Annotated in this window: 22 protein-coding genes and 1 pseudogene; 14 read left to right on the forward strand and 9 right to left on the reverse strand. The window is 71.1% G+C overall.

The features are described from left to right. The first annotated feature begins 66 nt into the window (after nucleotides 1-66). A complete protein-coding gene (locus tag T328_RS22745) occupies nucleotides 67-840 on the forward strand; it encodes a DUF8832 domain-containing protein (RefSeq protein ID WP_496497977.1) in 774 nt (257 codons plus the stop codon). Nucleotides 841-846: 6 nt separating this feature from the next. Here T328_RS22745 and T328_RS22750 read toward each other — a convergent pair whose 3' ends face one another. Further along, entirely contained in the window at nucleotides 847-2,169 is a 1,323-nt protein-coding gene (locus tag T328_RS22750; protein ID WP_496497978.1) for an FAD-binding oxidoreductase, read from the reverse strand. 139 nt (nucleotides 2,170-2,308) lie between these two features. On the opposite strand from T328_RS22750, the gene T328_RS22755 reads away from it, so the two are divergent. Both T328_RS22755 and T328_RS22760 read left to right on the forward strand, forming a co-directional pair. Beyond that, a complete protein-coding gene (locus T328_RS22755) occupies nucleotides 2,309-2,590 on the forward strand; it encodes a hypothetical protein (protein WP_496497979.1) in 282 nt (93 codons plus the stop codon). Beyond that, a complete protein-coding gene (locus T328_RS22760) occupies nucleotides 2,587-2,967 on the forward strand; it encodes a PIN domain-containing protein (protein WP_496497980.1) in 381 nt (126 codons plus the stop codon). Before T328_RS22755 ends, T328_RS22760 begins: the two co-directional genes overlap by 4 nt. 33 nt (nucleotides 2,968-3,000) lie before the next feature. Here the strand turns inward: T328_RS22760 and T328_RS22765 are convergent, their stop codons facing one another. Continuing rightward, the gene (locus T328_RS22765) at nucleotides 3,001-3,135 is read right to left on the reverse strand and encodes a hypothetical protein (protein WP_496497981.1); all 135 of its coding nucleotides are present in this window, start codon (nucleotides 3,133-3,135) and stop codon (nucleotides 3,001-3,003) included. Nucleotides 3,136-3,612: 477 nt separating this feature from the next. On the opposite strand from T328_RS22765, the gene T328_RS22770 reads away from it, so the two are divergent. Then, nucleotides 3,613-4,467, forward strand: coding sequence for a hypothetical protein (locus tag T328_RS22770; RefSeq protein WP_496497982.1), 855 nt, complete (start codon nucleotides 3,613-3,615; stop codon nucleotides 4,465-4,467). A 224-nt stretch (nucleotides 4,468-4,691) separates the two neighbouring features. Here T328_RS22770 and crcB read toward each other — a convergent pair whose 3' ends face one another. Genes crcB through T328_RS22785 form a run of 3 tightly spaced genes read right to left on the reverse strand, consistent with a single transcriptional unit; the run spans nucleotide 4,692 to nucleotide 5,898 of the window. Then, nucleotides 4,692-5,066 carry a fluoride efflux transporter CrcB gene (gene crcB, locus T328_RS22775; RefSeq protein WP_496497983.1) on the reverse strand — a complete coding sequence of 125 codons (375 nt, stop codon included), beginning with the start codon at nucleotides 5,064-5,066 and terminating at the stop codon, nucleotides 4,692-4,694. After that, complete coding sequence (locus T328_RS22780; RefSeq protein WP_496497984.1) at nucleotides 5,063-5,416, reverse strand: DUF190 domain-containing protein; 354 nt, start codon at nucleotides 5,414-5,416, stop codon at nucleotides 5,063-5,065. Before T328_RS22780 ends, crcB begins: the two co-directional genes overlap by 4 nt. Then, nucleotides 5,413-5,898, reverse strand: coding sequence for a fluoride efflux transporter FluC (locus T328_RS22785; protein ID WP_496497985.1), 486 nt, complete (start codon nucleotides 5,896-5,898; stop codon nucleotides 5,413-5,415). The genes T328_RS22780 and T328_RS22785 overlap by 4 nt, the downstream gene beginning before the upstream one ends. Before the next feature lie 432 nt (nucleotides 5,899-6,330). Here T328_RS22785 and kdpF point away from each other — a divergent pair, with 432 nt between their 5' ends. The 5 genes from kdpF to T328_RS22810 are packed head-to-tail and all read left to right on the forward strand — an operon-like array spanning nucleotide 6,331 to nucleotide 11,054. Then, a complete protein-coding gene (kdpF, locus tag T328_RS22790) occupies nucleotides 6,331-6,420 on the forward strand; it encodes a K(+)-transporting ATPase subunit F (protein WP_496497986.1) in 90 nt (29 codons plus the stop codon). Between the two features lie 8 nt (nucleotides 6,421-6,428). After that, entirely contained in the window at nucleotides 6,429-8,093 is a 1,665-nt protein-coding gene (gene kdpA / locus T328_RS22795; protein ID WP_496497987.1) for a potassium-transporting ATPase subunit KdpA, read from the forward strand. Nucleotides 8,094-8,095: 2 nt separating this feature from the next. Continuing rightward, nucleotides 8,096-10,186, forward strand: a complete 2,091-nt coding sequence (gene kdpB, locus T328_RS22800; protein WP_496498064.1) for a potassium-transporting ATPase subunit KdpB — start codon at nucleotides 8,096-8,098, stop codon at nucleotides 10,184-10,186. A 9-nt stretch (nucleotides 10,187-10,195) separates the two neighbouring features. After that, complete coding sequence (gene kdpC, locus T328_RS22805; RefSeq protein ID WP_496497988.1) at nucleotides 10,196-10,807, forward strand: potassium-transporting ATPase subunit KdpC; 612 nt, start codon at nucleotides 10,196-10,198, stop codon at nucleotides 10,805-10,807. A 58-nt stretch (nucleotides 10,808-10,865) separates the two neighbouring features. Continuing rightward, the gene (locus T328_RS22810; RefSeq protein ID WP_496497989.1) at nucleotides 10,866-11,054 is read left to right on the forward strand and encodes a hypothetical protein; all 189 of its coding nucleotides are present in this window, start codon (nucleotides 10,866-10,868) and stop codon (nucleotides 11,052-11,054) included. Here the strand turns inward: T328_RS22810 and T328_RS22815 are convergent. The 3 genes from T328_RS22815 to T328_RS22825 all read right to left on the reverse strand — a co-directional run bounded on the left by T328_RS22815 (nucleotide 11,051) and on the right by T328_RS22825 (nucleotide 13,352). Further along, nucleotides 11,051-12,205 (reverse strand): endonuclease/exonuclease/phosphatase family protein, encoded by a 1,155-nt coding sequence (locus tag T328_RS22815; protein WP_496497990.1) that lies wholly within the window; start codon nucleotides 12,203-12,205, stop codon nucleotides 11,051-11,053. The two genes, T328_RS22810 and T328_RS22815, sit on opposite strands and share 4 nt — an antisense overlap. 105 nt (nucleotides 12,206-12,310) lie before the next feature. Further along, entirely contained in the window at nucleotides 12,311-12,529 is a 219-nt protein-coding gene (locus T328_RS22820; RefSeq protein ID WP_496497991.1) for a DUF397 domain-containing protein, read from the reverse strand. Then, nucleotides 12,513-13,352: a DUF5753 domain-containing protein gene (locus T328_RS22825; RefSeq protein ID WP_496497992.1), complete on the reverse strand. Its 840-nt coding sequence runs from the start codon at nucleotides 13,350-13,352 to the stop codon at nucleotides 12,513-12,515. The genes T328_RS22820 and T328_RS22825 overlap by 17 nt, the downstream gene beginning before the upstream one ends. Nucleotides 13,353-13,572: 220 nt before the next feature. Between T328_RS22825 and T328_RS22830 the strand changes: the two are divergent. After that, nucleotides 13,573-13,938 (forward strand): annotated as a pseudogene (locus tag T328_RS22830) (ATP-binding protein); the annotation flags it as partial. Between the two features lie 194 nt (nucleotides 13,939-14,132). Further along, nucleotides 14,133-15,401 carry an IS256 family transposase gene (locus T328_RS22835; RefSeq protein WP_496497993.1) on the forward strand — a complete coding sequence of 423 codons (1,269 nt, stop codon included), beginning with the start codon at nucleotides 14,133-14,135 and terminating at the stop codon, nucleotides 15,399-15,401. A gap of 41 nt (nucleotides 15,402-15,442) precedes the next feature. Here the strand turns inward: T328_RS22835 and T328_RS22840 are convergent, their stop codons facing one another. Next, nucleotides 15,443-16,072 carry a hypothetical protein gene (locus tag T328_RS22840; RefSeq protein ID WP_496497994.1) on the reverse strand — a complete coding sequence of 210 codons (630 nt, stop codon included), beginning with the start codon at nucleotides 16,070-16,072 and terminating at the stop codon, nucleotides 15,443-15,445. 423 nt (nucleotides 16,073-16,495) lie between these two features. Here T328_RS22840 and T328_RS22845 point away from each other — a divergent pair, with 423 nt between their 5' ends. The 3 genes from T328_RS22845 to T328_RS22855 are packed head-to-tail and all read left to right on the forward strand — an operon-like array spanning nucleotide 16,496 to nucleotide 18,935. Further along, nucleotides 16,496-16,786, forward strand: a complete 291-nt coding sequence (locus T328_RS22845; RefSeq protein WP_496497995.1) for a hypothetical protein — start codon at nucleotides 16,496-16,498, stop codon at nucleotides 16,784-16,786. 14 nt (nucleotides 16,787-16,800) lie between these two features. Beyond that, the gene (tgmB, locus tag T328_RS22850; protein WP_496497996.1) at nucleotides 16,801-17,781 is read left to right on the forward strand and encodes an ATP-grasp ribosomal peptide maturase; all 981 of its coding nucleotides are present in this window, start codon (nucleotides 16,801-16,803) and stop codon (nucleotides 17,779-17,781) included. After that, nucleotides 17,778-18,935, forward strand: coding sequence for a methyltransferase domain-containing protein (locus tag T328_RS22855; protein WP_496497997.1), 1,158 nt, complete (start codon nucleotides 17,778-17,780; stop codon nucleotides 18,933-18,935). The genes tgmB and T328_RS22855 overlap by 4 nt, the downstream gene beginning before the upstream one ends. Nucleotides 18,936-19,252: the final 317 nt, after the last annotated feature.

Here is a 19,252-nt window from a genome sequence, read left to right on the forward strand (position 1 = left end):
GTATATCTGCTACGCTCGTCACCACACAGCCCGAACGAACCGGACCCGAAGGGCAGGACACCCACCATGAACGCCACCCACCACCACGCTCACCACGACGCCCACGCCCACCACGGCCCCGCCGGCCCCGCCGGCCTGCAGAGCTCCGAAGCCGGCTACACCCTGGCGCTGCAGACCACCACCCTCCCCTCAGGCGTCGAGACCGAGCTGCGCTTCCGCCTCCTCGGCAGCGACGGCCGCCCGGTCGCCGACCTCACACCCATCCACGACAAGCTCGTCCACCTGATCGTCGTACGCCGCGACCTCACCCGGTACGTCCACGTCCACCCCGCCGAGGCGGACGACGGCACCTGGTCGGTCCGCGTCACGCTGCCCGAACCCGGCGCGCACCGCGTCTTCGCCGACTTCGCCCCCGCCGCCCTCGGCCGCACCCTCACCCTGGGCGCGGACCTCACGGCCGGCGACGGCGACGGCCCCGTGCGCGAACTCCCCGGGCCCGCCGCCACCTTCGCCGTGGACGGCCGCGAAGTGACGCTCACCGGCGAGCCGGCGGCCGGCGAGGGGCGGCGGCTGGAGTTCGCGTTCGCCCGCGACGGCAGACCGGTCACCGACCTGCAGCCCTACCTCGCCGCCTACGGGCACCTGGTGGCGCTGCGCCTCGACGACCTCGCGTACGTCCACGTCCACCCGGACGGCTCCCCCGGCGACGGCACGACCGAGCCCGGGCCCGTCGTGGCGTTCCACGCGCAGGTGCCGGGCCCGGGGACGTACCGGCTGTTCCTCGACTTCAAGCACGAGGACGCCGTGCGCACAGCGGAGTTCACCCGGGTGGTGAAGTGACCACGCTCAGTCCTTGTCGACGGGGAAGTTGCTGCGGAAGACGCCCTGCGGGTCGCGGGCCCGCTTGACGGCCCGCAGGCGCGCCAGGCTCTCGGCCCCGAAGGCGTCCGCCGCGCGCTCGCCCGCGCTGAGGAACGTGTACGGCTTGTGGCCCGGGACGTAGTCGCCGAGCGCCTCCAGCAGCGCGCCCCGGCGGGCGACGACGCCCTCGGCGACCTCCGGCGAGACCGGCACGCCGAAGAAGTAGAGGACGTACGGCTCGGTCAGCGCCCCGTGCGGCGAGTCCGACGGGCGGGCCAGCGCACCGCCGACGTGGCGCAGCTGGACGCCGAACAGCGGGGCGATCGGCTCCGCGAGGAGCGTGTCGACCACGGTGTCGTCGAGCGCGGTGAGCATCTCGCCGCGGAGGATCCCGGGGCTGGGGACGGTGGGCTCGTTGGTGATGGTGCCCAGCTCGTGCACCGGCAGCAGGGCGCGGTTGTCGTCGAGCCGGCCCTCGACGGCGTCGAACGGCCGCAGCAGCTCGGGCCCGGCGTCCCCGGCGCCCTCGCCGAGGTACGTGGCGTGGACGGCGATCACCGGGTCGGCACCGGGGAAGCTCAGCAGCCCGGTCCAGACGGTCAGCTCGTCGGGCGCCTTCGCCGTCACCGTACGGAAGACGTCCAGCACCTGCCGGGCCTGCGTCCCCGGCCACAGCATCTGGCCGCCGTAGAGGGCGGGCGCGGGGTGCAGCCGGAACTCGGTCGCGGTGACGAGCGCGAAGTCACCGCCGCCGCCACGCAGCGCCCAGAACAGCTCAGGGTCGGAGTCGGCGGTCACCCGGGCCGGCTCGCCGTCGCCGCCGACGACCTCGAAGGCGGTGACGGAGTCGGCGGCCCAGCCGTGGGCGCGGCTGAACCAGCTGACGCCGCCGCCCAGCGTGTAGCCCGTGACGGAGACGACGGGCGAGCTGCCGGGCAGCCCGGTCAGCCCGTGCCGGGACGCCTCTTCCTGTACGCGCCCCCACTTCACCCCGGCGCCGACGCGGGCGATACGGGTCGCGGGGTCGACGCGCACCTCGTCGAGGCGGCGGGTGCGCAGCAGGACGGCGCCCGCCACGTCGCCCGAGGCGCCGTGCCCGCTGGGCTGGGCGGCGATCGGGACGCCGGCGCGGCGGGCGTAGCGGACCAGCGCGGCGACGTCGTCGGCTTCGGCCGCCACTACGACGGCGGCGGCGGAGGGCTGCGGCACGGCGGCGTTCCACGGCCGGGTGGCCGGCTCGAATCCGGCGTCGCCGGGCAGGAGCACCTCCCCGCGGACGGCGGAGCGAAGCTCGTCGAGGTTGCTCATTCTCGGATCCTTAGGGGTTGCGCGGAGAAGTGATCAGGATTCGAGCATCGCGCGTGGGTCTGACATCGGGCGCACGGGGTGCCTGCCGGCGGTTCGCACCGCGCCGCCAGCTTGCGCCGCGCAGCGCTATAGTGACGCTATGGCGACGGACAACACGACGATCCAGACCACCAGGGCGACCCGGGACCGGCTACGGAAGCTTGCCGAGGAGCGGGGCCTGACGATGGGCGAGCTGGTCGAGGAACTGGCCGACGCGGCGCTGACCGCAGCGGAGCTGGAAGAGCGGGCCCTGCGGGCCAAGGCGGACCTGGAGGCGACGCTCGGTGTCAGGGTGAAGCAGGAGGACGAGGCCGCGGGCCGGGAGCTGTGGGCGCGTATCGCTGCTCATCAGGGCGGCGGGCAGCGGGGCGCTGCCGCGTGAGGGTCTCCGTCATCCTGGATCACACGGCGCTGCTTGCGCTGTACCGGGCTCACCCGGTTCTGCTCGGGCTGTACGTCGAAGCCGGCCGGGGGCAGGGCAGCCTGCATGTGCCGGCGTTGTCGCTGTATGCCGCCGAACGCGACAAGCACGGCGTCGGGGACTACGTCCGCTCGCGCGAGCTGTTCACCATCGAACCGTTCGGCACGGATGAGGTGCTCGCAGCCGGGACCGTGAACGGTGACTGGCGGATCGGCCACGCCGTGGCCGCGAGCCTGCCCTCGGGCACCTGGCCGGACGGCAGGCCCGTGCTGTCCCTGCAGCCCGACCTGTACGACGCCACCCCGGTCACCCCGATCGATCCCGGCCCCGCGTCCTAGCAGGGTCCGGCGGACGTAGCGGACGTAGCGGACCTAGCGGACCGACACCGCGTACATCCGCCCGTCCATGCCGCCGACGTAGCCCGCCCCGCCGGCCACGAACGGCGACGACGTGACGGCCCCGCGGGTACGGAACGCCCACCGCCGCCGGCCCGTGGCGGCGTCCACCGCGTACAGGTGCTTGTCCAGGCTCTGACGTAGACCGCACCGCCCGCGGCCATCGGCGAGGAGTACGGCTCCGGAGGCGGCCGGGGCCCGGCGTCCGTACGGCTGCGAGGCGTGCCTCCGTGCGCCCCGAATGAACCTGCCGACACGCGCCGTAGGGCGTCCGCCCTTCCTGCGGTACGCGTGGGGCGACGGTGGCGGCGGGCGCGGGTGCGATGTCCGGAGAAGGGACGGTCTGCACCACTTCCGGGAGTGTGAGATAGGTCTCACCCCTGCACTTCTTATGGGGATTCTTCGTGCTCCGCGGGATTCCGGCGCTGGCACATTGTTCGATCGTCGAGCACTCCTCCCCCAGGGCGACGGAAGGACGGCAGGACCGTGACGACGATCTACTGCCCGCGTTGCGACAGTCGGCACGACCCGGCCGGAGCGCCCTGGTGCGCTCCGCCGCGCGGCGTGCCCGAGGGTGGCGTGCCCGGGATGGACCTGCCCGGGGCGGACGTGCCCGCGACGGGCGCGCCCGAGGTCTACGGGACGCTCGAGGGGCCGGCGCTGCAGCTGCCCGCGGTGCCGGCGGGCGGGCCTGCGCCCGGGGACCTGGAGCTGTTCGCGGACGGTGACAGATCGCAGCGCGCGGACCGGGACGCGGCAGAAGCCGGTGCCGACCGCGACGCCGGCGGCGTCGGCGGCGTCGGGGCCGAACTCGTGCCATACCGACCCAAGTCGCGGCACCGGCGGTACAAGCGGCGGAGCCGGCGGCTGGCCGGGCTGGCGGCGGCCGGCATGACCGTGCTGTCCGGCGGGCTGCTCGCCGCGAACGCCCTCGGCGGCGGAGGCGGGGCCAAGACCGAAAGCTCCGCGGCCCGGGCGGACGTCCCGGTGCAGCCGCTGCCGTCCGAGGAGCCCGACGACGACGGCAGGGCCACCCCGGACGGCGACCGGCCCTCGAAGGCGGCGGCGGACGACACGGAGCCCACGGAGGCGCAGACGCCGCCGGCGCAGCAGGCGCAGCCGGCCGGCGACGCGGACCGGCCGGTGGCGGAGAGCCCGGCCCCGGCGACGGACCGCCCGGCTCCGTCGACCACGACCCCGGCGGAGGGCCGCGTCACGGCGCCGGACACCGCCGCACCCGAGTCGGCGCCCCCGTCCACCGCCACCCCGACGCCCACGCCGAGCCCGGAGGACGGCAGCGACGGCGACGGCAGCGAGAGCGGCAGCGGCAGCGGCAGCGGCAGCGGGTCGGACGGCTCCGGAGGCTCCGGCGGCGGTTCGGACGACGACTCCGACGGCGGCGGCCTCGACCTCGACCTCCCCCTCCTCCCGGACCCCCTCTGACCCCGGTGCCGTAGGCCACGGACACGATCACGCCCCGCAACGGGAGCGCAGGGTTCAGAGGGCTGACGGCGTGACCGAACGCCCCCGCCCTGGCCGACTCAGCGCTCGACACGACGCGCACGCCACCCGACCGGCCCGGGGGCGGCACACCGATTTCCGGTGCGTACGCCCCGCCCCGCCGACCCGCCCCGGGCCCGCGGCCCGGCTCTCGCGCCCCGGGGGACTCAGCCCCACACCGCCTCCGCCACCGCCGCGCCGACGAAGGCCGCGCCGAGCCCGGCGACGACGCCGGCGACGACGTTGGCGGCGGCGAAGAACTTCGCCCCGGTCTCCGCCAGCCGCATCGTCTCGTACGAAAACGTCGAGTAGGTGGTCAGTGCCCCACACAGCCCGGTGCCGACCAGGAGCCGTACCGAGTCGGAGGCGGCGCCGTAGGTGACGGCGCCGGTGAGCAGGCCCAGGGCCAGGCAGCCGGCCACGTTCACGGTGAAGGTGCCCCAGGGGAACACGGTGTCGTGCCGCTTCTGCACCGTCAGGTCGGTCAGGTACCGCAGGGGCGCGCCGACGGCGGCGCCGGCGATGACCAGCAGCCAGTTCACTTCGCGTGCTCGTCGCTCCTGCCGACGTACCGGATGACCTCGCAGTCGTCGAGGATCACCAGGCCCTCGGTGACCAGGTCGTCCAGCTGCGGCAGGAAGTTGCGGACGCGCTGTTCGTCGTCGACGATGACCACGGCGACGGGCAGGTCCTCGCTCAGCGACAGCAGCCTGCTGGTGTGGATCATCGACGAGGCGCCGAAGCCCTCGATGCCACGGAACACCGACGCCCCCGCGAGCCCGACCTTGCGGGCCCGGTGCACGATCTCGGTGTACAGCGGCTTGCGGTGCCAGACGTCGTTCTCTCCGATGAAGATCGTCACGCGCAGCGCGCGACCGGTCAGCCTTGTCATACCTGCCTCCACGTCACGATCCAGCGTGTCGTCCACGCCGCACTCCACACCGCCGCCAGCGCCACCAGCGGCGTCAGCCCCAGGTAGGCCAGCCCCACGCGGGCCCGGTCGGCGTCGACCAGCTTCTGGATGTCGACCGCATAGGTCGAGAACGTCGTGAACCCGCCCAGTACCCCGGTGCCGAAGAACGGCCGCACCAGCCTGTGGGCCGCCCACACATCGCTGATCACGACCATGAACACGCCGATCAACGCGCAGCCGACCGCGTTCACCACCAGCGTGGTCCACGGGAAGCCGCCGCCGGCCGTGGGCCACAGCAGGGACGCGCCGTAGCGGGCAGACGCGCCTGTCGCGCCGCCCAGCGCCACGACGGCCACCACGGGAACCTGCGCCCGCCAGGTGCCGAGGCGCTGCACGGGGACGTGGAGGTCGACATCCGGGTCGACGGGCTCGCCCACGGCCGGGGAGTGCGGGGGCTTCATCAGGTACGACGTCTCCTACTCGCCGGGCACCGCGGTCTCAGGGTACGCGTCATCGCAAGCAGGGACCGTTGGCGGCGTCCCCCAGGGATCGACCGCGGTTCGGGTACGGCGGGCCCCACCGCCGCAGGGACGGCCCGCCCGGCGAACCGGTGGCCATCACCGTCACCAGGCTACCCGTGCCGCCCCCACCCCGCCCGGCCACCCCGCACGCCGCTCACCTGCGTAAGAAACCCGTCAACGCGGTCCCCCGCCCCGTCAGGGCACCGTCAACAACGGTCGCATCCGCCCCGCCCCGGGGTTTCTCTGGACACGTCCGTTCGATTCGACTCCGTCCAGGAGCAAGGAGCATCCGATGGCCGACGTGGCCTTCGTCGTCACCACGCTCGCGGTCTTCGCGCTGGTGGCGCTCATCGCCCGGGGGGTGGCCAAGCTGTGACCGCCGACAACCTGGTGGGTCTCATCGTGGCCGTCGCCCTGCTGGGCTACCTGGTCCTCGCCCTCGTCTTCCCCGAGAAGTTCTGAGGTCCCGCGTGAGCCCGATACTCGCCGACGTGCTCCAGGTGTCGGCGCTGGTCGCCGCCCTGGCGCTCGTCCACCGCCCCCTCGGCGACTACATGGCCGGGGTCTACTCCGGCACGAAGCACAGCCGCGTCGAGCGCGGAATCTACCGCGCCATCGGCGCCGACCCCGACGCCGAGATGCGCTGGCCCGCGTACCTGCGTGCCGTGCTCGCGTTCTCCGTGGCCGGCGTCGTGTTCCTCTACCTGCTCCAGCGGCTGCAGGACAAGCTGCCGCTCTCCCTCGGCTTCGCGGCGATCAGCCCCGACCAGGCGTTCAACACCGCGGCCTCCTTCGTCTCGAACACCAACTGGCAGTCCTACTCGGGCGAGTCGGCGATGGGCCACCTCACCCAGACCGGCGGACTGGCCGTGCAGAACTTCGTCTCGGCCGCCGTCGGCATGGCCGTCGCGGTCGCCCTGATCCGCGGCTTCGCCCGCGCCCGCACCGGCGAGCTGGGCAACTTCTGGGCGGACCTGGTGCGCGGCACGATACGTATCCTGCTGCCGATGGCCGTCGTGGCGGCCGTGCTGCTGGTCGCGTGCGGCGCGATCCAGAACTTCTCCGACACGCAGGCCGTGACGACGGTGACCGGGAACACCCAGCACCTCACCGGCGGCGCCGTCGCCTCCCAGGAGGCCATCAAGGAGATCGGCACCAACGGCGGCGGCTTCTACAACGCCAACTCCTCGCACCCCTTCGAGAACCCGAACGGCCTCTCCAACCTCCTGGAGATATTCCTCCTGCTCGTCATCCCGTTCGCCATGCCGCGCACCTTCGGCAAGATGGTCGGCAGCGTCCGGCAGGGCTACGCGATCGTGGCCGCGATGGCCGGCATCTGGCTGGCCGGCGTGATCGCCGTGACCGCGGTGGAGACCGCGCACCCGGGCACCGCCGCGCAGCTCGCGGGCGGCGCGATGGAGGGCAAGGAGCAGCGCTTCGGCGAGGGTGCCTCGTCGCTCTTCGCCGTGTCGACGACGATGACGTCGACCGGCTCGGTCAACTCCTTCCACGACTCCTTCTCCGGCCTGTCCGGCGGCGTGCTGCTGTTCGGCATGATGATCGGCGAGATCGCGCCCGGCGGCGTCGGCTCCGGGCTGTACGGAATGCTGGTCATGGCGATCGTCGCGGTGTTCATCGCGGGGCTGATGGTGGGTCGTACGCCCGAGTATCTCGGCAAGAAGATCGGGCCCCGCGAGATGAAGCTCGCGGCCTGTTACATCCTCATCACCCCCGCGCTGGTGCTCGCCGGCACGGCGCTGGCGATGGGCACCGGCAACGGCGAGTCGTCGATGACGAACACCGGCCCGCACGGCTTCTCCGAGGTCCTCTACGCCTACACCTCCGCCTCCAACAACAACGGCAGCGCCTTCGCGGGCTTCTCGGCGAACACCGGGTTCCACAACACCGCGCTCGGCCTGTGCATGCTGCTCGGCCGGTTCCTGCCGATGGTGTTCGTGCTGGCGCTGGCCGGCTCGCTCGCCAAGCAGCGGCCCGTACCGGCGACGGCCGGGACGCTGCGTACCGACAAGCCGCTGTTCACCGGCGTACTGGTGGCCAGCATCGCCATCATCGCCGGGCTCACCTTCTTCCCGTCGCTCGCGCTCGGGCCGCTCGCCGAAGGACTCGCCGCATGACCATGCAGACACAGAAACCCCCGCACACCCCCGCGGGTCCCGTACCGCACGAGCCCGGACCCCGGATCGCCGGCGGGCTGTTCGGCCCCGGGCAGCTGGCCCGGTCCGTACCCGGCGCGCTGCGGAAGCTGGACCCGCGGGCGCTGGTGAAGTCGCCGGTCATGTTCGTGGTCGAGATCGGCTCGGTGCTGACCACGGTCCTCGCGGTCACCGACCCGGGCGACTGGTTCGGCTGGGTCATCGCCTGCTGGCTCTGGCTCACCGTGATCTTCGCCAACCTGGCGGAGGCCGTCGCCGAGGGCCGCGGCAAGGCGCAGGCCGACACCCTGCGCAAGGCGAAGACGGGCACGGTCGCCCGCCGCCGTACCGCTGCCGGCGAGGAACGAGTCCCCGGCACCGACCTCCGCGTCGGCGACCTCGTCGTCTGCGAGGCCGGCGACATCATCCCCGGCGACGGCGACGTGGTCGAGGGCGTCGCCTCCGTCGACGAGTCCGCGATCACCGGCGAATCCGCCCCGGTGATCAGGGAGTCGGGCGGCGACCGCTCCGCGGTCACCGGCGGCACGAAGGTCCTCTCGGACCGGATCGTCGTACGCATCACCGCCAAGCCCGGCGAGACGTTCATCGACCGCATGATCGCGCTGGTCGAGGGCGCGGCCCGGCAGAAGACGCCGAACGAGATCGCGCTGAACATCCTGCTCGCCTCGCTCACCGTCGTCTTCCTCCTCGCCGTCGTCACGCTCCAGCCGTTCGCGGTCTACGCGGGCGCCGAGCAGTCCCTCGTCGTGCTCGCCGCGCTGCTCGTCTGCCTCATCCCGACGACCATCGGAGCGCTGCTGTCCGCGATCGGCATCGCGGGCATGGACCGGCTGGTGCAGCGCAACGTGCTCGCGATGTCCGGCCGCGCCGTCGAGGCCGCCGGCGACGTCGACACGCTGCTGCTGGACAAAACCGGCACCATCACCCTCGGCAACCGCCACGCCGCCGAGTTCTGGCCGGTCGGCACGGTGGAGGTGGCCGACCTGGCCGACGCCGCCCAGCTGTCGTCGCTCGCCGACGAGACGCCCGAGGGCCGCTCCGTCGTCGTACTGGCGAAGGAGAAGTACCGGCTGCGCGAGCGCCCGGAGGGCGAGCTGGCCCACGCCACCTGGGTGCCGTTCACCGCCCAGACCCGGATGTCCGGGGTGGACGTGGACGGCCGGCAGGTCCGCAAGGGCGCCGCCGGCGCGGTCACCGCCTGGGTCCGGGAGCACGGCGGCGAGGTGGCGGCCGAGGTGCACGAGGTCGTCGACGCGATCTCCGAGTCCGGCGGCACCCCGCTGGTCGTAGCCGTGGCCGAGGACCGCGGCGCACGGGTCCTCGGCGTCATCCACCTCAAGGACGTCGTCAAGGAGGGCATGCGGGAACGCTTCGCCGAGCTGCGCCGGATGGGCATCAGGACCGTCATGATCACCGGCGACAACGCCAAGACGGCCAAGGCCATCGCGGACGAGGCCGGCGTGGACGACTTCCTCGCCGAGGCCACCCCCGAGGACAAGATAGCCCTCATCAAGCGCGAGCAGGCGGGAGGCAAGCTCGTCGCGATGACCGGCGACGGCACGAACGACGCCCCGGCCCTCGCCCAGGCCGACGTCGGCGTCGCCATGAACACCGGCACCTCCGCCGCCAAGGAGGCCGGGAACATGGTCGACCTCGACTCCGACCCCACAAAGCTCATCGAGATCGTCGAGATCGGCAAACAGCTCCTCATCACCCGCGGGGCGCTGACGACGTTCTCCATCGCCAACGACGTCGCGAAGTACTTCGCGATCATCCCCGCGATGTTCGCCGTCGCCTACCCGAGCCTGGACGACCTCAACATCATGCGGCTGTCCTCGCCGGAGTCGGCGATCCTCTCCGCGGTCGTCTTCAACGCGCTGATCATCGTCGCGCTGGTGCCGCTGGCCCTGCGGGGCGTCCGCTACCGGCCGGTCAGCGCCGACCGGATGCTCCGGCGCAACATCGGCATCTACGGCCTCGGCGGGCTGGTGGCCCCGTTCGCCGGCATCAAGCTGATCGACCTCGTCGTCTCGCTCATCCCCGGAATCGGCTGAGGAACCTTGATGAACACTTCCGCACGCTCCACCGCCCGGCTGCTCTTCAGCGCGCTGCGCGCGCTGCTGGTCCTCACCGTGGTCACCGGCGTGATCTACCCCTTGGTCATCACGGGGATCGCGCAGGGCGCGTTCTCCGACAAGGCGAACGGCTCGAAAATCGACTACGAAGGCCGGGAGGCGGGCTCGAAGCTGATAGGCCAGACCTGGAACATCAAGGGCACGGACAAGCCCGACCCCAAGTGGTTCCAACCCCGCCCCTCCAACAGCGCCTACGACCCGCTGGCCACCGGCTCCTCCCAACTCGGCGCCTCCGACGCGACCCTGGTGAAGTCGGTGAGGGAGGCCCGTAAGCAGGTGGCGGCGTTCAACGACGTCCCGGTCGCGGACGTCCCGAAGGACGCGGTCACCGGCTCGGCTTCGGCGATCGACCCGCACATCTCCCCGGCGTACGCGGAGATCCAGGTGGACCGGGTGGCGAGGGAGAACGGTCTGTCCAAGCCCGAGGTGGAGAACCTGCTGAAGGACCACGAGGAGGGCCGCGACCTGGGCTTCCTGGGCAACGAAAAGGTCAACGTCCTGGAGCTGAACCTGGCCCTGGCCCGCCTGGCGAAGGGCTGACCAGCGCCGCGTCTTCCGCGGCATCCTGGCCGCCCTGCGCGACGAGGGCCGCGTCCTGATGTCCACCCACGACATCGCGGCCCTCGCCGAGGAGGCAGATCACGTCACCGTCCTCGACGAGGGCCGCGTCGTCCACACGGGCACCACCGAATCGTTCTTCCGCCACACCCCGCCGGACACCCCGCCGGACACCGCGCCGGCCCGCGCCGCGGACGGCGCCTGCACGGCCCTACTCAACCGCGGCTAACCGGCCGCCGTGGCGCGTGCCTCGCGGCACTCCTTCTCCGTCGTGCCCTGGTAGAGGCAGACCCGGACCGTCGGTGAACTCGCCGTGCCCGCCGGAGCGTTGAAGGTGTAGCAGCGGTCTGCGAAGGCTGGGTCGTTGCCGGTCACGGACGTGCCGGAGACGTACGCCCGCACGCCCCATCCGTCCGCCCGGTTGTCGCAGACGCGGAGCCGGAGGCTGGCGTCCGCGTAGGCCGTGACGTTGGCCCAGCCGGCGTCCTGGCCGGCGTCGGCCAGCGCCGTGCCCGTCGTCGCGAGGGCCGGGTCGTGGGCGGCGACGTCGACGACCACCGGGCGGTGGTCGGAGGCGCCGGTGGTGACCGTCCTGGCGGCCGTCACGTCGAAGGCCGGGGTGGCGTAGACGTAGTCGATGCGCGCGTCGTCGCCGTTCCCCGGCAGGGTGACGGTGTCGGCACCGGTGTTGGCGTTGAGCTGGGTCCACGCGTCCAGCCAGCCGGGCGCCGCGAACCAGGGCCGGATGGCGTCGCCCGGCCGCACGTTGAGGTCCCCGGTGAGCAGCGCGGGCGTCCGCATGATCGCCGACGACGAGACGCGGTCCACGACGGCCCGCGCCTGCCGCGCCCGCCGCTCGGTCGCCTCGGCGCCCACGCCGGCCGACAGGTGCGTGGTGTAGACCCGGACGTCGGTGCCGCCGACGTCGATCCGCACCCCGCCGAGGCTGCGGCGCACGGCGGTGGTGTCCGCCGGATACTGCGGCAGCAGCACCGTCAGCCGCTCCTGGATCGGATAGCGGCTGAGGATCAGGTTCCCGGCCGAGCCGCCGAACGCGTTGTCGTCGCTGCGCGCGAAGTGCGCCTGGTAGCCCGGGAATTCGTCCAGCAGCCGCTGCCACTGGTTCTCGCCGCCGATCGCCCGGTTGTCGTGCAGCTCCTGCAACGTCACGACGTCCGGGTTCTGTTGCCTGATCACGGACACGATCCGGTCGAAGTCCGTAACGCCGTCGGTGCCCTGTCCGCCCTGCACGTTCCAGTCCATCACCCGTAACGACACGGCGGCAGCCGCGGCAGCCCGCCTCTCGCCCGTCGCCACCGCGGCCGCCGTCGCGAGCAGCACCATGGCCAACGCCACTATCAGACCTCGTCTTTGGCTCATGGTCACCAGCATCGGGCAGCGCGGTAGACGTTCTCCACCCCTCAGGGGTGGAGATTCCCACCGGGCCGCCGTTGTTGAGCGGTGGTCGCAGGTGGCTGCCGAGGCTCAGGCGGTGGGGAACTCGCCGTCCTTGACGGCGTCGACGAACGACGACCAGGCGGCCGACTCGAAGATGAGCGCGGGGCCGTGCGGGTCCTTGGAGTCACGGACCGGAACGCCGTGGGGGTATCCGTCCGACACCTCTACGCAACCGCCCTGACCGTTCTCGCTGTAGCTGGACTTGCGCCAGGCGGGGAGGGCCGATGCGTCAGGAATCGTGTTCATCTGCGTACTCTTTCAAATATGTGCGGATCAGATCCAGGGATTCTTCATCCGTGAGGGCCAACGTGCGGACCATGTCGAACCATTGCGTCAGCACGAGAACCCTGCTCGGGGACTCTACGGGTTCACCGGAGCCGAAGCTCTCGATCCCGGCAATGGTTGCGCCGTCGGGCATCGTGTGCAAGGTGAGGCTCCCTCCGAGAATGGGGTGTCCCCCGCTGCCGAAGGGGAGGATCTGCACGGTGACGTGCGGACGGGCGGCGAGCTGCAGCAGATGCTCCATCTGCCCGGCCATGCACCGTGAGTCACCGATGGGGCGCCTGAGCGCCGATTCATCCATGATCCCCCAGTAGTACGGCGGCCCTCCCCGGTCCAGGATCCGCTGCCGCTTCACGCGGACGTCGATCAGCTCATTGATCCGTTCCTCGGATCTGCCCAACTGGGATGCCCGGAACATCGCTCGCGTGTATTCCGGGGTCTGCAGCAGGGCCGGGACGGCGCTGCTGTTGAAGACCTGGATGCGCTCCGCCTCGGGCTCCCTGCTGATGACTCTCCGGCTGTAGTCCGGAACGATCCGGTCGTGCTCCATCTCCAGCAGTTCGGCCAGCACACCGTCCGTATCGAAGAATTCGTCCAGGGCGTTGACCAGCGCTTCCGAGGGCAGCTGTTCCCCGAGTTCCACCCTGCCCAAGTAACTGTGCGGGAAGCCGCCTACGCGTTCGGAGAGCTGACGGAGGGACAGACCCCTGCGCTCCCGGAGCCGGCGAAGCCGCCGGCCGAGCCTGACCCGCGGCGTGAGCTTGCCTTCTTCTCTGTTCAACTCCACCTCGTCGAACCCCTCTGCGTATCAATTCGCTGTCACCCACGGCTATTCGGTGACGACTCCCGCATGTACCCGGCAGCCGCCATCGGCCATGTTGGGTGATGGTTGGCGCACAGAAAGTAACCAAGTGCCCTGCGAGGGGCTCACACAAGGGGCGTACGGGCGCACAACACCACCGCACCCGCGGACACAGCTCGGCTCGACCCGGAACGAGGTAAGCACCATGACCACCTATGCGCGCGGGTTCACCCGGAGTGCCGTCTCGGTCGGCAAAGCGCGCGACTTCGTCGCGGCCCTGGTGGGCACGGCCGACCGCGCCGACGACATCCGCGTGTGCGTGTCCGAACTCGCCACCAATGCGCTCGTGCACGGCACCCCTCGGGGACGCGAGTTCCGGGTGCACGTCACCGTCGAGGACGACGCCGTGCGCGTCGAGGTCCACGACGCCAGCACCGCACCCCCGCACCTGCGCCATCCCGACGCCATGGACGACTACGGCCGCGGCCTGCACCTGGTCGACGCCCTCGCCGACGACTGGGGCACCTCCGACCGCACCGGCCCCGGCAAAGCCGTCTGGGCGCTGTTCAAGCTCCCCTGCACCGCGCCCCCGGAGGCGGCGGCAAGCCTCCAGCCGACTCCGCGCCTGTGCACCGCGCACGGAGCAATGCTCAAGACCTGTGGATCGGCCTCGGGGAGCGCGCGAAGGGCGTACCTTCCCGAGTGATCGATTGATGGTCACCGAGTAGGCCGACGCTGCGAACGTCGGTCGGGAAGGTACGCCCCGTGCTGAGCGTAGTAAACGCCGATGGCTCCACCCCGAACGGCTCTCTGATCGACGAGATAGTCCGCGAGGGCGCGCGGCGGATGCTGGCCGCCGCCCTGGAAGCGGAAGTCAACACTTATATATCCGAGTTGGCCGACCAGCGCGACGAATCCGGCCGCCGCCTGGTGGTGCGCAACGGCTACCACCAGCCGCGGAAGGTCACCACTGCCGCCGGGGCGGTCGAGGCCAAGGCGCCGCGGGTGAACGACAAGCGGATCGATGAGGCCACGGGCGAGCGACGGAGGTTCTCCTCGGCGATCCTGCCGCCGTGGTGCCGCAAGTCCCCGAAGATCAGCGAGGTGCTGCCGCTGCTCTGCCTGCATGGCCTGTCCTCCGGCGACTTCGTGCCCGCCCTTGAGCAGTTCCTCGGTTCGGCGGCCGGCCTCTCCCCGGCGACCGTGACCCGGCTGACCACGCAGTGGCAGGCCGATCACACCGCATTCCAGGATCGCGATCTGTCGGCCACCGACTACGTCTACGTCTGGGCCGACGGCGTCCACCTGCGCATCCGCCTGGAGGAGGTGAAAGCCGCTGTGCTGGTTCTGATGGGCGTGCGGGCCGACGGCACGAAGGAGCTGATCGCGATGAGTGACGGCTACCGCGAATCATCCGAGGCATGGGCGGGGCTGCTGCGTGACTGCGCCCGCCGTGGCATGCGTGCCCCGATGCTGGCCGTGGGCGACGGCGCGCTGGGCTTTTGGAACGCGCTGGGCCAGGTGTTCCCCGAAACATGTCATCAACGGTGCTGGGTGCACAAAACGGCCAACGTCCTGGACGCGCTGCCGAAGTCGGCCCAGTCGGCGGCCAAGCGCGCGATCCAGGAGATCTACAACGCCGAGGACAAGGACCACGCCGTCCAGGCCGTCCGCGCCTTCGAGCGGGCCTATCAGGTGAAGTACCCCAAGGTCGTCAAGCGGCTCACCGACGATGAGGACGAGTTGCTGGCGTTCTTCGACTTTCCCGCCGAGCACTGGATCCACCTGCGGACCACCAACCCGATCGAGTCGACCTTCGCCACCGTCCGGCTCCGCACAAAGGTCACCAAGGGCGCCGGCAGCCGGGTCGCGGCCCTGGCCATGGTCTTCAAGCTCATCGAGTCCGCCCAGGCCCGATGGCGAGCCGTCAACGCACCCCACCTCGTTGCCCTGGTCCGCGCCGGAGCCACCTTCAAGAACGGAAGACTCATCGAACGACCCGCCACCGAGACTGCCCAGCAGGAAGCCGCCTAGGAAGTTATCGGCTGGGCGCTCTGGGCTTCTACGGGTACTCGTCAGGCGGGGACGGGCAGCCTGTGCTCGCGGGCGTACGCAGCTCGGCAGGCGGATGCACAGAAACCCATCGTCCGGCCCTCGTGCTTGAGTGTGAGGGCGCCAGGCCGCAGCCGTACGTGCATGCCGCACATCGGGTCGATCACGACCCCTTCGGGCAGGTCGGTGCCGTCGGCATCGTTCTGCGCCCGGTACTCAGCGGTCATGCGTCCGACGACTTCATCAGCGGTGCAAGATTTGCCATCCATCCCGATGCTCCCGTCGGCGATGCCGACGAGGTTGACCCACAGGTCGCCCTCGGCGCGCTGCCACGCGTGCAAGCGATCGAGGCGGCGCACCCCGCGACGCACCGCCCCAATGGCGGTCCGTGACATCTCAGCGCGCCACGCCTCCGGCACCGTGAGCGTGACCCACAGTGGCGGCGCATTCCCGGGTGTCCATGGACCATCGCCGGTGGTCCAGCCGTCAAGCTCACGGAAGCCGACATGGGTCATCGCGCGGGCACGGCGCATGGTCTCCTCCGCCGCGCCCTTCTCTGCGCCGAGCAGCACCTGGCACACCTCGCCGGCGAGCGCGCTTCGATCGTCATCGGTCAACGCGCCGCGCGGGCAGGCGATCTCGATGAGAAACATCCCGGCTCCTCCGTCGCTCGGTAACTCCACCACTATACCCCAGGGCGGTATTGACGCCATGCAGTCCGTGTCACCTCATCGCTCGCGCCAGCTGTGCCGCACGACATGTCACTGCCAGGGCCTGGAGCAGGGCGGCCTGCGTCACGATGGCGTTCAAGCTGGTCAAGTTCGCCCCAGACCCGCCGGCGCGCCGTGAACACCCGCACTTGGTCGCGCTGGTCCGCACCAAGCCAAGAATTCGAGAACGAGATCACCGAACGACCAGACGATCAAAGGGCGTGAAACTCAAGCCGCGTGACACGCCGATCCACAGGTCTTGACTATTCCTCCCGCGCACGCAGGCGCGGGTGGTGCGCCCTTGTCGGTCGACACCGACTTCCGCACCGTTTCGAAGGACGACACCGAGCAAGAAAGGAGCGCGGCATGAAGATGCCCGGTCACATCGATGCCGATCCGGTCGACCTCGTCCTGTACTCGCCCGACGGCGAGTCGCGCGGGATCCTCTTCCGGACCGGCGATCTCTTCCCGCTCAACCCGATTCGGCACATCCTCTCCAGCACCGACGAGCAGCCCACCCCGGCGCGTCCGTGGGGCCTCCGGTTCCTGACCGTCCCGCGGCCGTCCGCCGGTGCGCACGAGGGCGGGTCGAAGGAGACGAGTGAGGGCTCGCCCGACGGCAGCGGTCCACACAACGAAGAGATGCAGAGCGACTGAGAAAGGGGACCAACGTGGCACACGTCCTTGTCATCACCGACGAGGACGACCGGACGGCGAGCCGGGTCACCTCCGAGCTCGCCGTCCGCGGCGTCCCCGTAGCACGCATCGACGCAACTGACTTCCCGACCAAGCTGCGCATGTCTGCTCAGATCGGCGCCGGCGCCACATGGGCCGGTCAGCTCGTCGACACCGACACCGGGCGCGACATCGTCGACCTCGCTGCCGTGCGCAGCGTCTACTACCGCCGGCCGACACAGTTCACCATGCCCGAGGGCATGAACCGCGCTGAACGCGTCTTCGCCTACGGCGAGGCACGCCGCGGATTCGGCGGAGTGCTGCAAGCTCTCGACGGCGCCCTGTGGGTCAACGACCCCGCCGCCGCGGCCCGCACCGAGTACAAGCCCAACCAGCTCGCCGCAGCCGCAGCCGTCGGCCTCGACATCCCCCGGACCCTCATCACCAACGAGCCCGAGCGCGCCTACGAGTGGGCAAAGGAACTCGGGCGCCCCGTCATCTACAAGCCGCTCGCCGGTATCTGGCATGCCGACGAAGGCAAGGTGCGCATCATCTACACCAGCCCCGTCAGCGTCCTCGACGAGTTGCGCGACCCCGCCCTCGAACGCACCGCCCACATGTGTCAAGAACAGATCGACAAAGATCACGAGGCTCGCGCGATCATCGTCGGTGAACAGGTCTTCACCGTCGCGATCGACGCCGCATCCGAAGCCGCTCGTACCGACTGGCGATCCGACTACGACTCGCTCACCTACCGGACCATCGAGCTGCCTGATGAGACAGCGCAACGGCTCGTCGCCCTGCACCGGCGCCTCGGACTGCGATTCGGCGCGGTCGACCTCATCCGCGACACCTCCGGCCGCTGGATCTTTCTGGAGACAAACCAGAGCGGCGAATGTGGATGGCTCGTTGCCAAGACGGAGATTGGCGTAGCCGGCGCCCTCACCGACCTACTCATGAAGAGGGCCGACACATGACGAGAACGGGGACCGCCCGGGCGACGCTCGCGGACGCACTCACCGCATCGGGCCGGCTCGCGCCCACGTGGCGACCGGTCTACGAGGCCGTGCCGCGGCACCAGTTCATTCCCGCCACGGCGTGGGTCGTACCCGACGGCCCCGAGCCCGGCTACCCGATCGACCGCGATGAGAACCCCGAGGGCTGGATGCGGGCCGTCTACTCCGATGCGTCGATCGTCACCCAACTCGACGACGGTGCGGGCGACCTGCACGCCGGGAAAGGGGTGCCCAGCAGCTCGGCCTCCGCCCCCGGCATCGTGTTCGCCGCCCTCGACGCCCTCGACGTCCGCGATCACCATCGCGTCCTGGAGGTCGGCACGGGAACCGGGTGGACCGCTGCCCTTCTCTCGCGCAGGGTCGGCGCACCCAACGTCGTGTCCGTCGAGGTCGACGCACAGGTCGCCGCGCAGGCCGAGAAGAACCTCACGGCCGCCGGGTACACCCCGCACCTCGTCGTCGGCGACGGTGCCGACGGCTGCCCGGCTCACGCCCCCTACGACCGCGTGCACGCCACGTGCGCGGTGGCCACCGTCCCGTACGCGTGGGTCGAACAGACTCGTCCCGGCGGCGTCATCGTGACCCCCTGGGCACCTCTCTACGGTTCCGGACAGCTCACCCGCCTCATGGTCGACGACAACGACCGCGCGATCGGACGGTTCCCGGGCCCCGCCTCGTACATGATGCTGCGATCCCAGCGGCGCACGGTGAAGTGGAACCCGCACCACGCCACCGAGGCCCGCGAAACCACGACCCGGCTCGACCCGCGGGCCCTGGCCGACGGCTCGTACGGGGCAGACCTGATGATCGCTGCCCTCGTACCCGGCGTCGCCCGCATCCCGACACCGGCCGGCGACGGGTCGGGCGCGTTCTCGATGCTGCTCGCCGAGGGCGACCGGGACGAGGGTGCGTGGTCCGCCGTCGACTACGTTCCCGGAGCGACCGACTACCGCGTCACTTCATTCGGGCAACGCGACCTGTGGCAGGAGGTCTCCGACGCCTTCCTGCGCTGGATCGCGCACGGGCAGCCGGAGCGCCGACGGTTCGGCCTGACGGTCACGTCGGAGGGCCAACACCTCTGGCTCGACGACCCGCGCCATCCCCTCACCCCATGACACCGCCCCTGCTCTGCGCCCGTCGTCCCGGCATGGGCCGTCCCCGACATCCCGAGCCGGGCTATCCGATCGGCCGCGGACAGTACCGGGCCGACGACAGCGCGGGCGGCTACTCGACCCTGGAGGTCTGGGGGACGGTCGCGGGGTCGGGGGGGGCGGGTGCGGGTGAGGTACTGGGGTACGGGGGTGCGGTTGTCGCCGGTGTCGCGGACGAGGCCGTAGCGGACGAGGCCGGCCGCGGGGTCGGGGGCGGTGTGCAGGTCGGCGAGGAGGTCGTCGCGGGTGGTGGGCTGGATGATGATGTTGTAGTCCGCGCC

This window comes from Streptomyces sp. CNX435 (genome assembly GCF_059570575.1).

Bases quoted from the DNA above. Each gene is read 5' to 3' on its own strand.
- T328_RS22745 (WP_496497977.1), top strand. From the start codon at position 67: ATGAACGCCACCCACCACCACGCTCACCACGACGCCCACGCCCACCAC.
- T328_RS22750 (WP_496497978.1), bottom strand. From the start codon at position 2,169: ATGAGCAACCTCGACGAGCTTCGCTCCGCCGTCCGCGGGGAGGTGCTC.
- T328_RS22755 (WP_496497979.1), top strand. From the start codon at position 2,309: ATGGCGACGGACAACACGACGATCCAGACCACCAGGGCGACCCGGGAC.
- T328_RS22770 (WP_496497982.1), top strand. From the start codon at position 3,613: ATGGACCTGCCCGGGGCGGACGTGCCCGCGACGGGCGCGCCCGAGGTC.
- T328_RS22780 (WP_496497984.1), bottom strand. From the start codon at position 5,416: ATGACAAGGCTGACCGGTCGCGCGCTGCGCGTGACGATCTTCATCGGA.
- T328_RS22785 (WP_496497985.1), bottom strand. From the start codon at position 5,898: ATGAAGCCCCCGCACTCCCCGGCCGTGGGCGAGCCCGTCGACCCGGAT.
- kdpB (WP_496498064.1), top strand. From the start codon at position 8,096: ATGCAGACACAGAAACCCCCGCACACCCCCGCGGGTCCCGTACCGCAC.
- kdpC (WP_496497988.1), top strand. From the start codon at position 10,196: ATGAACACTTCCGCACGCTCCACCGCCCGGCTGCTCTTCAGCGCGCTG.
- T328_RS22810 (WP_496497989.1), top strand. From the start codon at position 10,866: ATGTCCACCCACGACATCGCGGCCCTCGCCGAGGAGGCAGATCACGTC.
- T328_RS22815 (WP_496497990.1), bottom strand. From the start codon at position 12,205: ATGAGCCAAAGACGAGGTCTGATAGTGGCGTTGGCCATGGTGCTGCTC.
- T328_RS22820 (WP_496497991.1), bottom strand. From the start codon at position 12,529: ATGAACACGATTCCTGACGCATCGGCCCTCCCCGCCTGGCGCAAGTCC.
- T328_RS22840 (WP_496497994.1), bottom strand. From the start codon at position 16,072: ATGTTTCTCATCGAGATCGCCTGCCCGCGCGGCGCGTTGACCGATGAC.
- T328_RS22845 (WP_496497995.1), top strand. From the start codon at position 16,496: ATGAAGATGCCCGGTCACATCGATGCCGATCCGGTCGACCTCGTCCTG.
- T328_RS22855 (WP_496497997.1), top strand. From the start codon at position 17,778: ATGACGAGAACGGGGACCGCCCGGGCGACGCTCGCGGACGCACTCACC.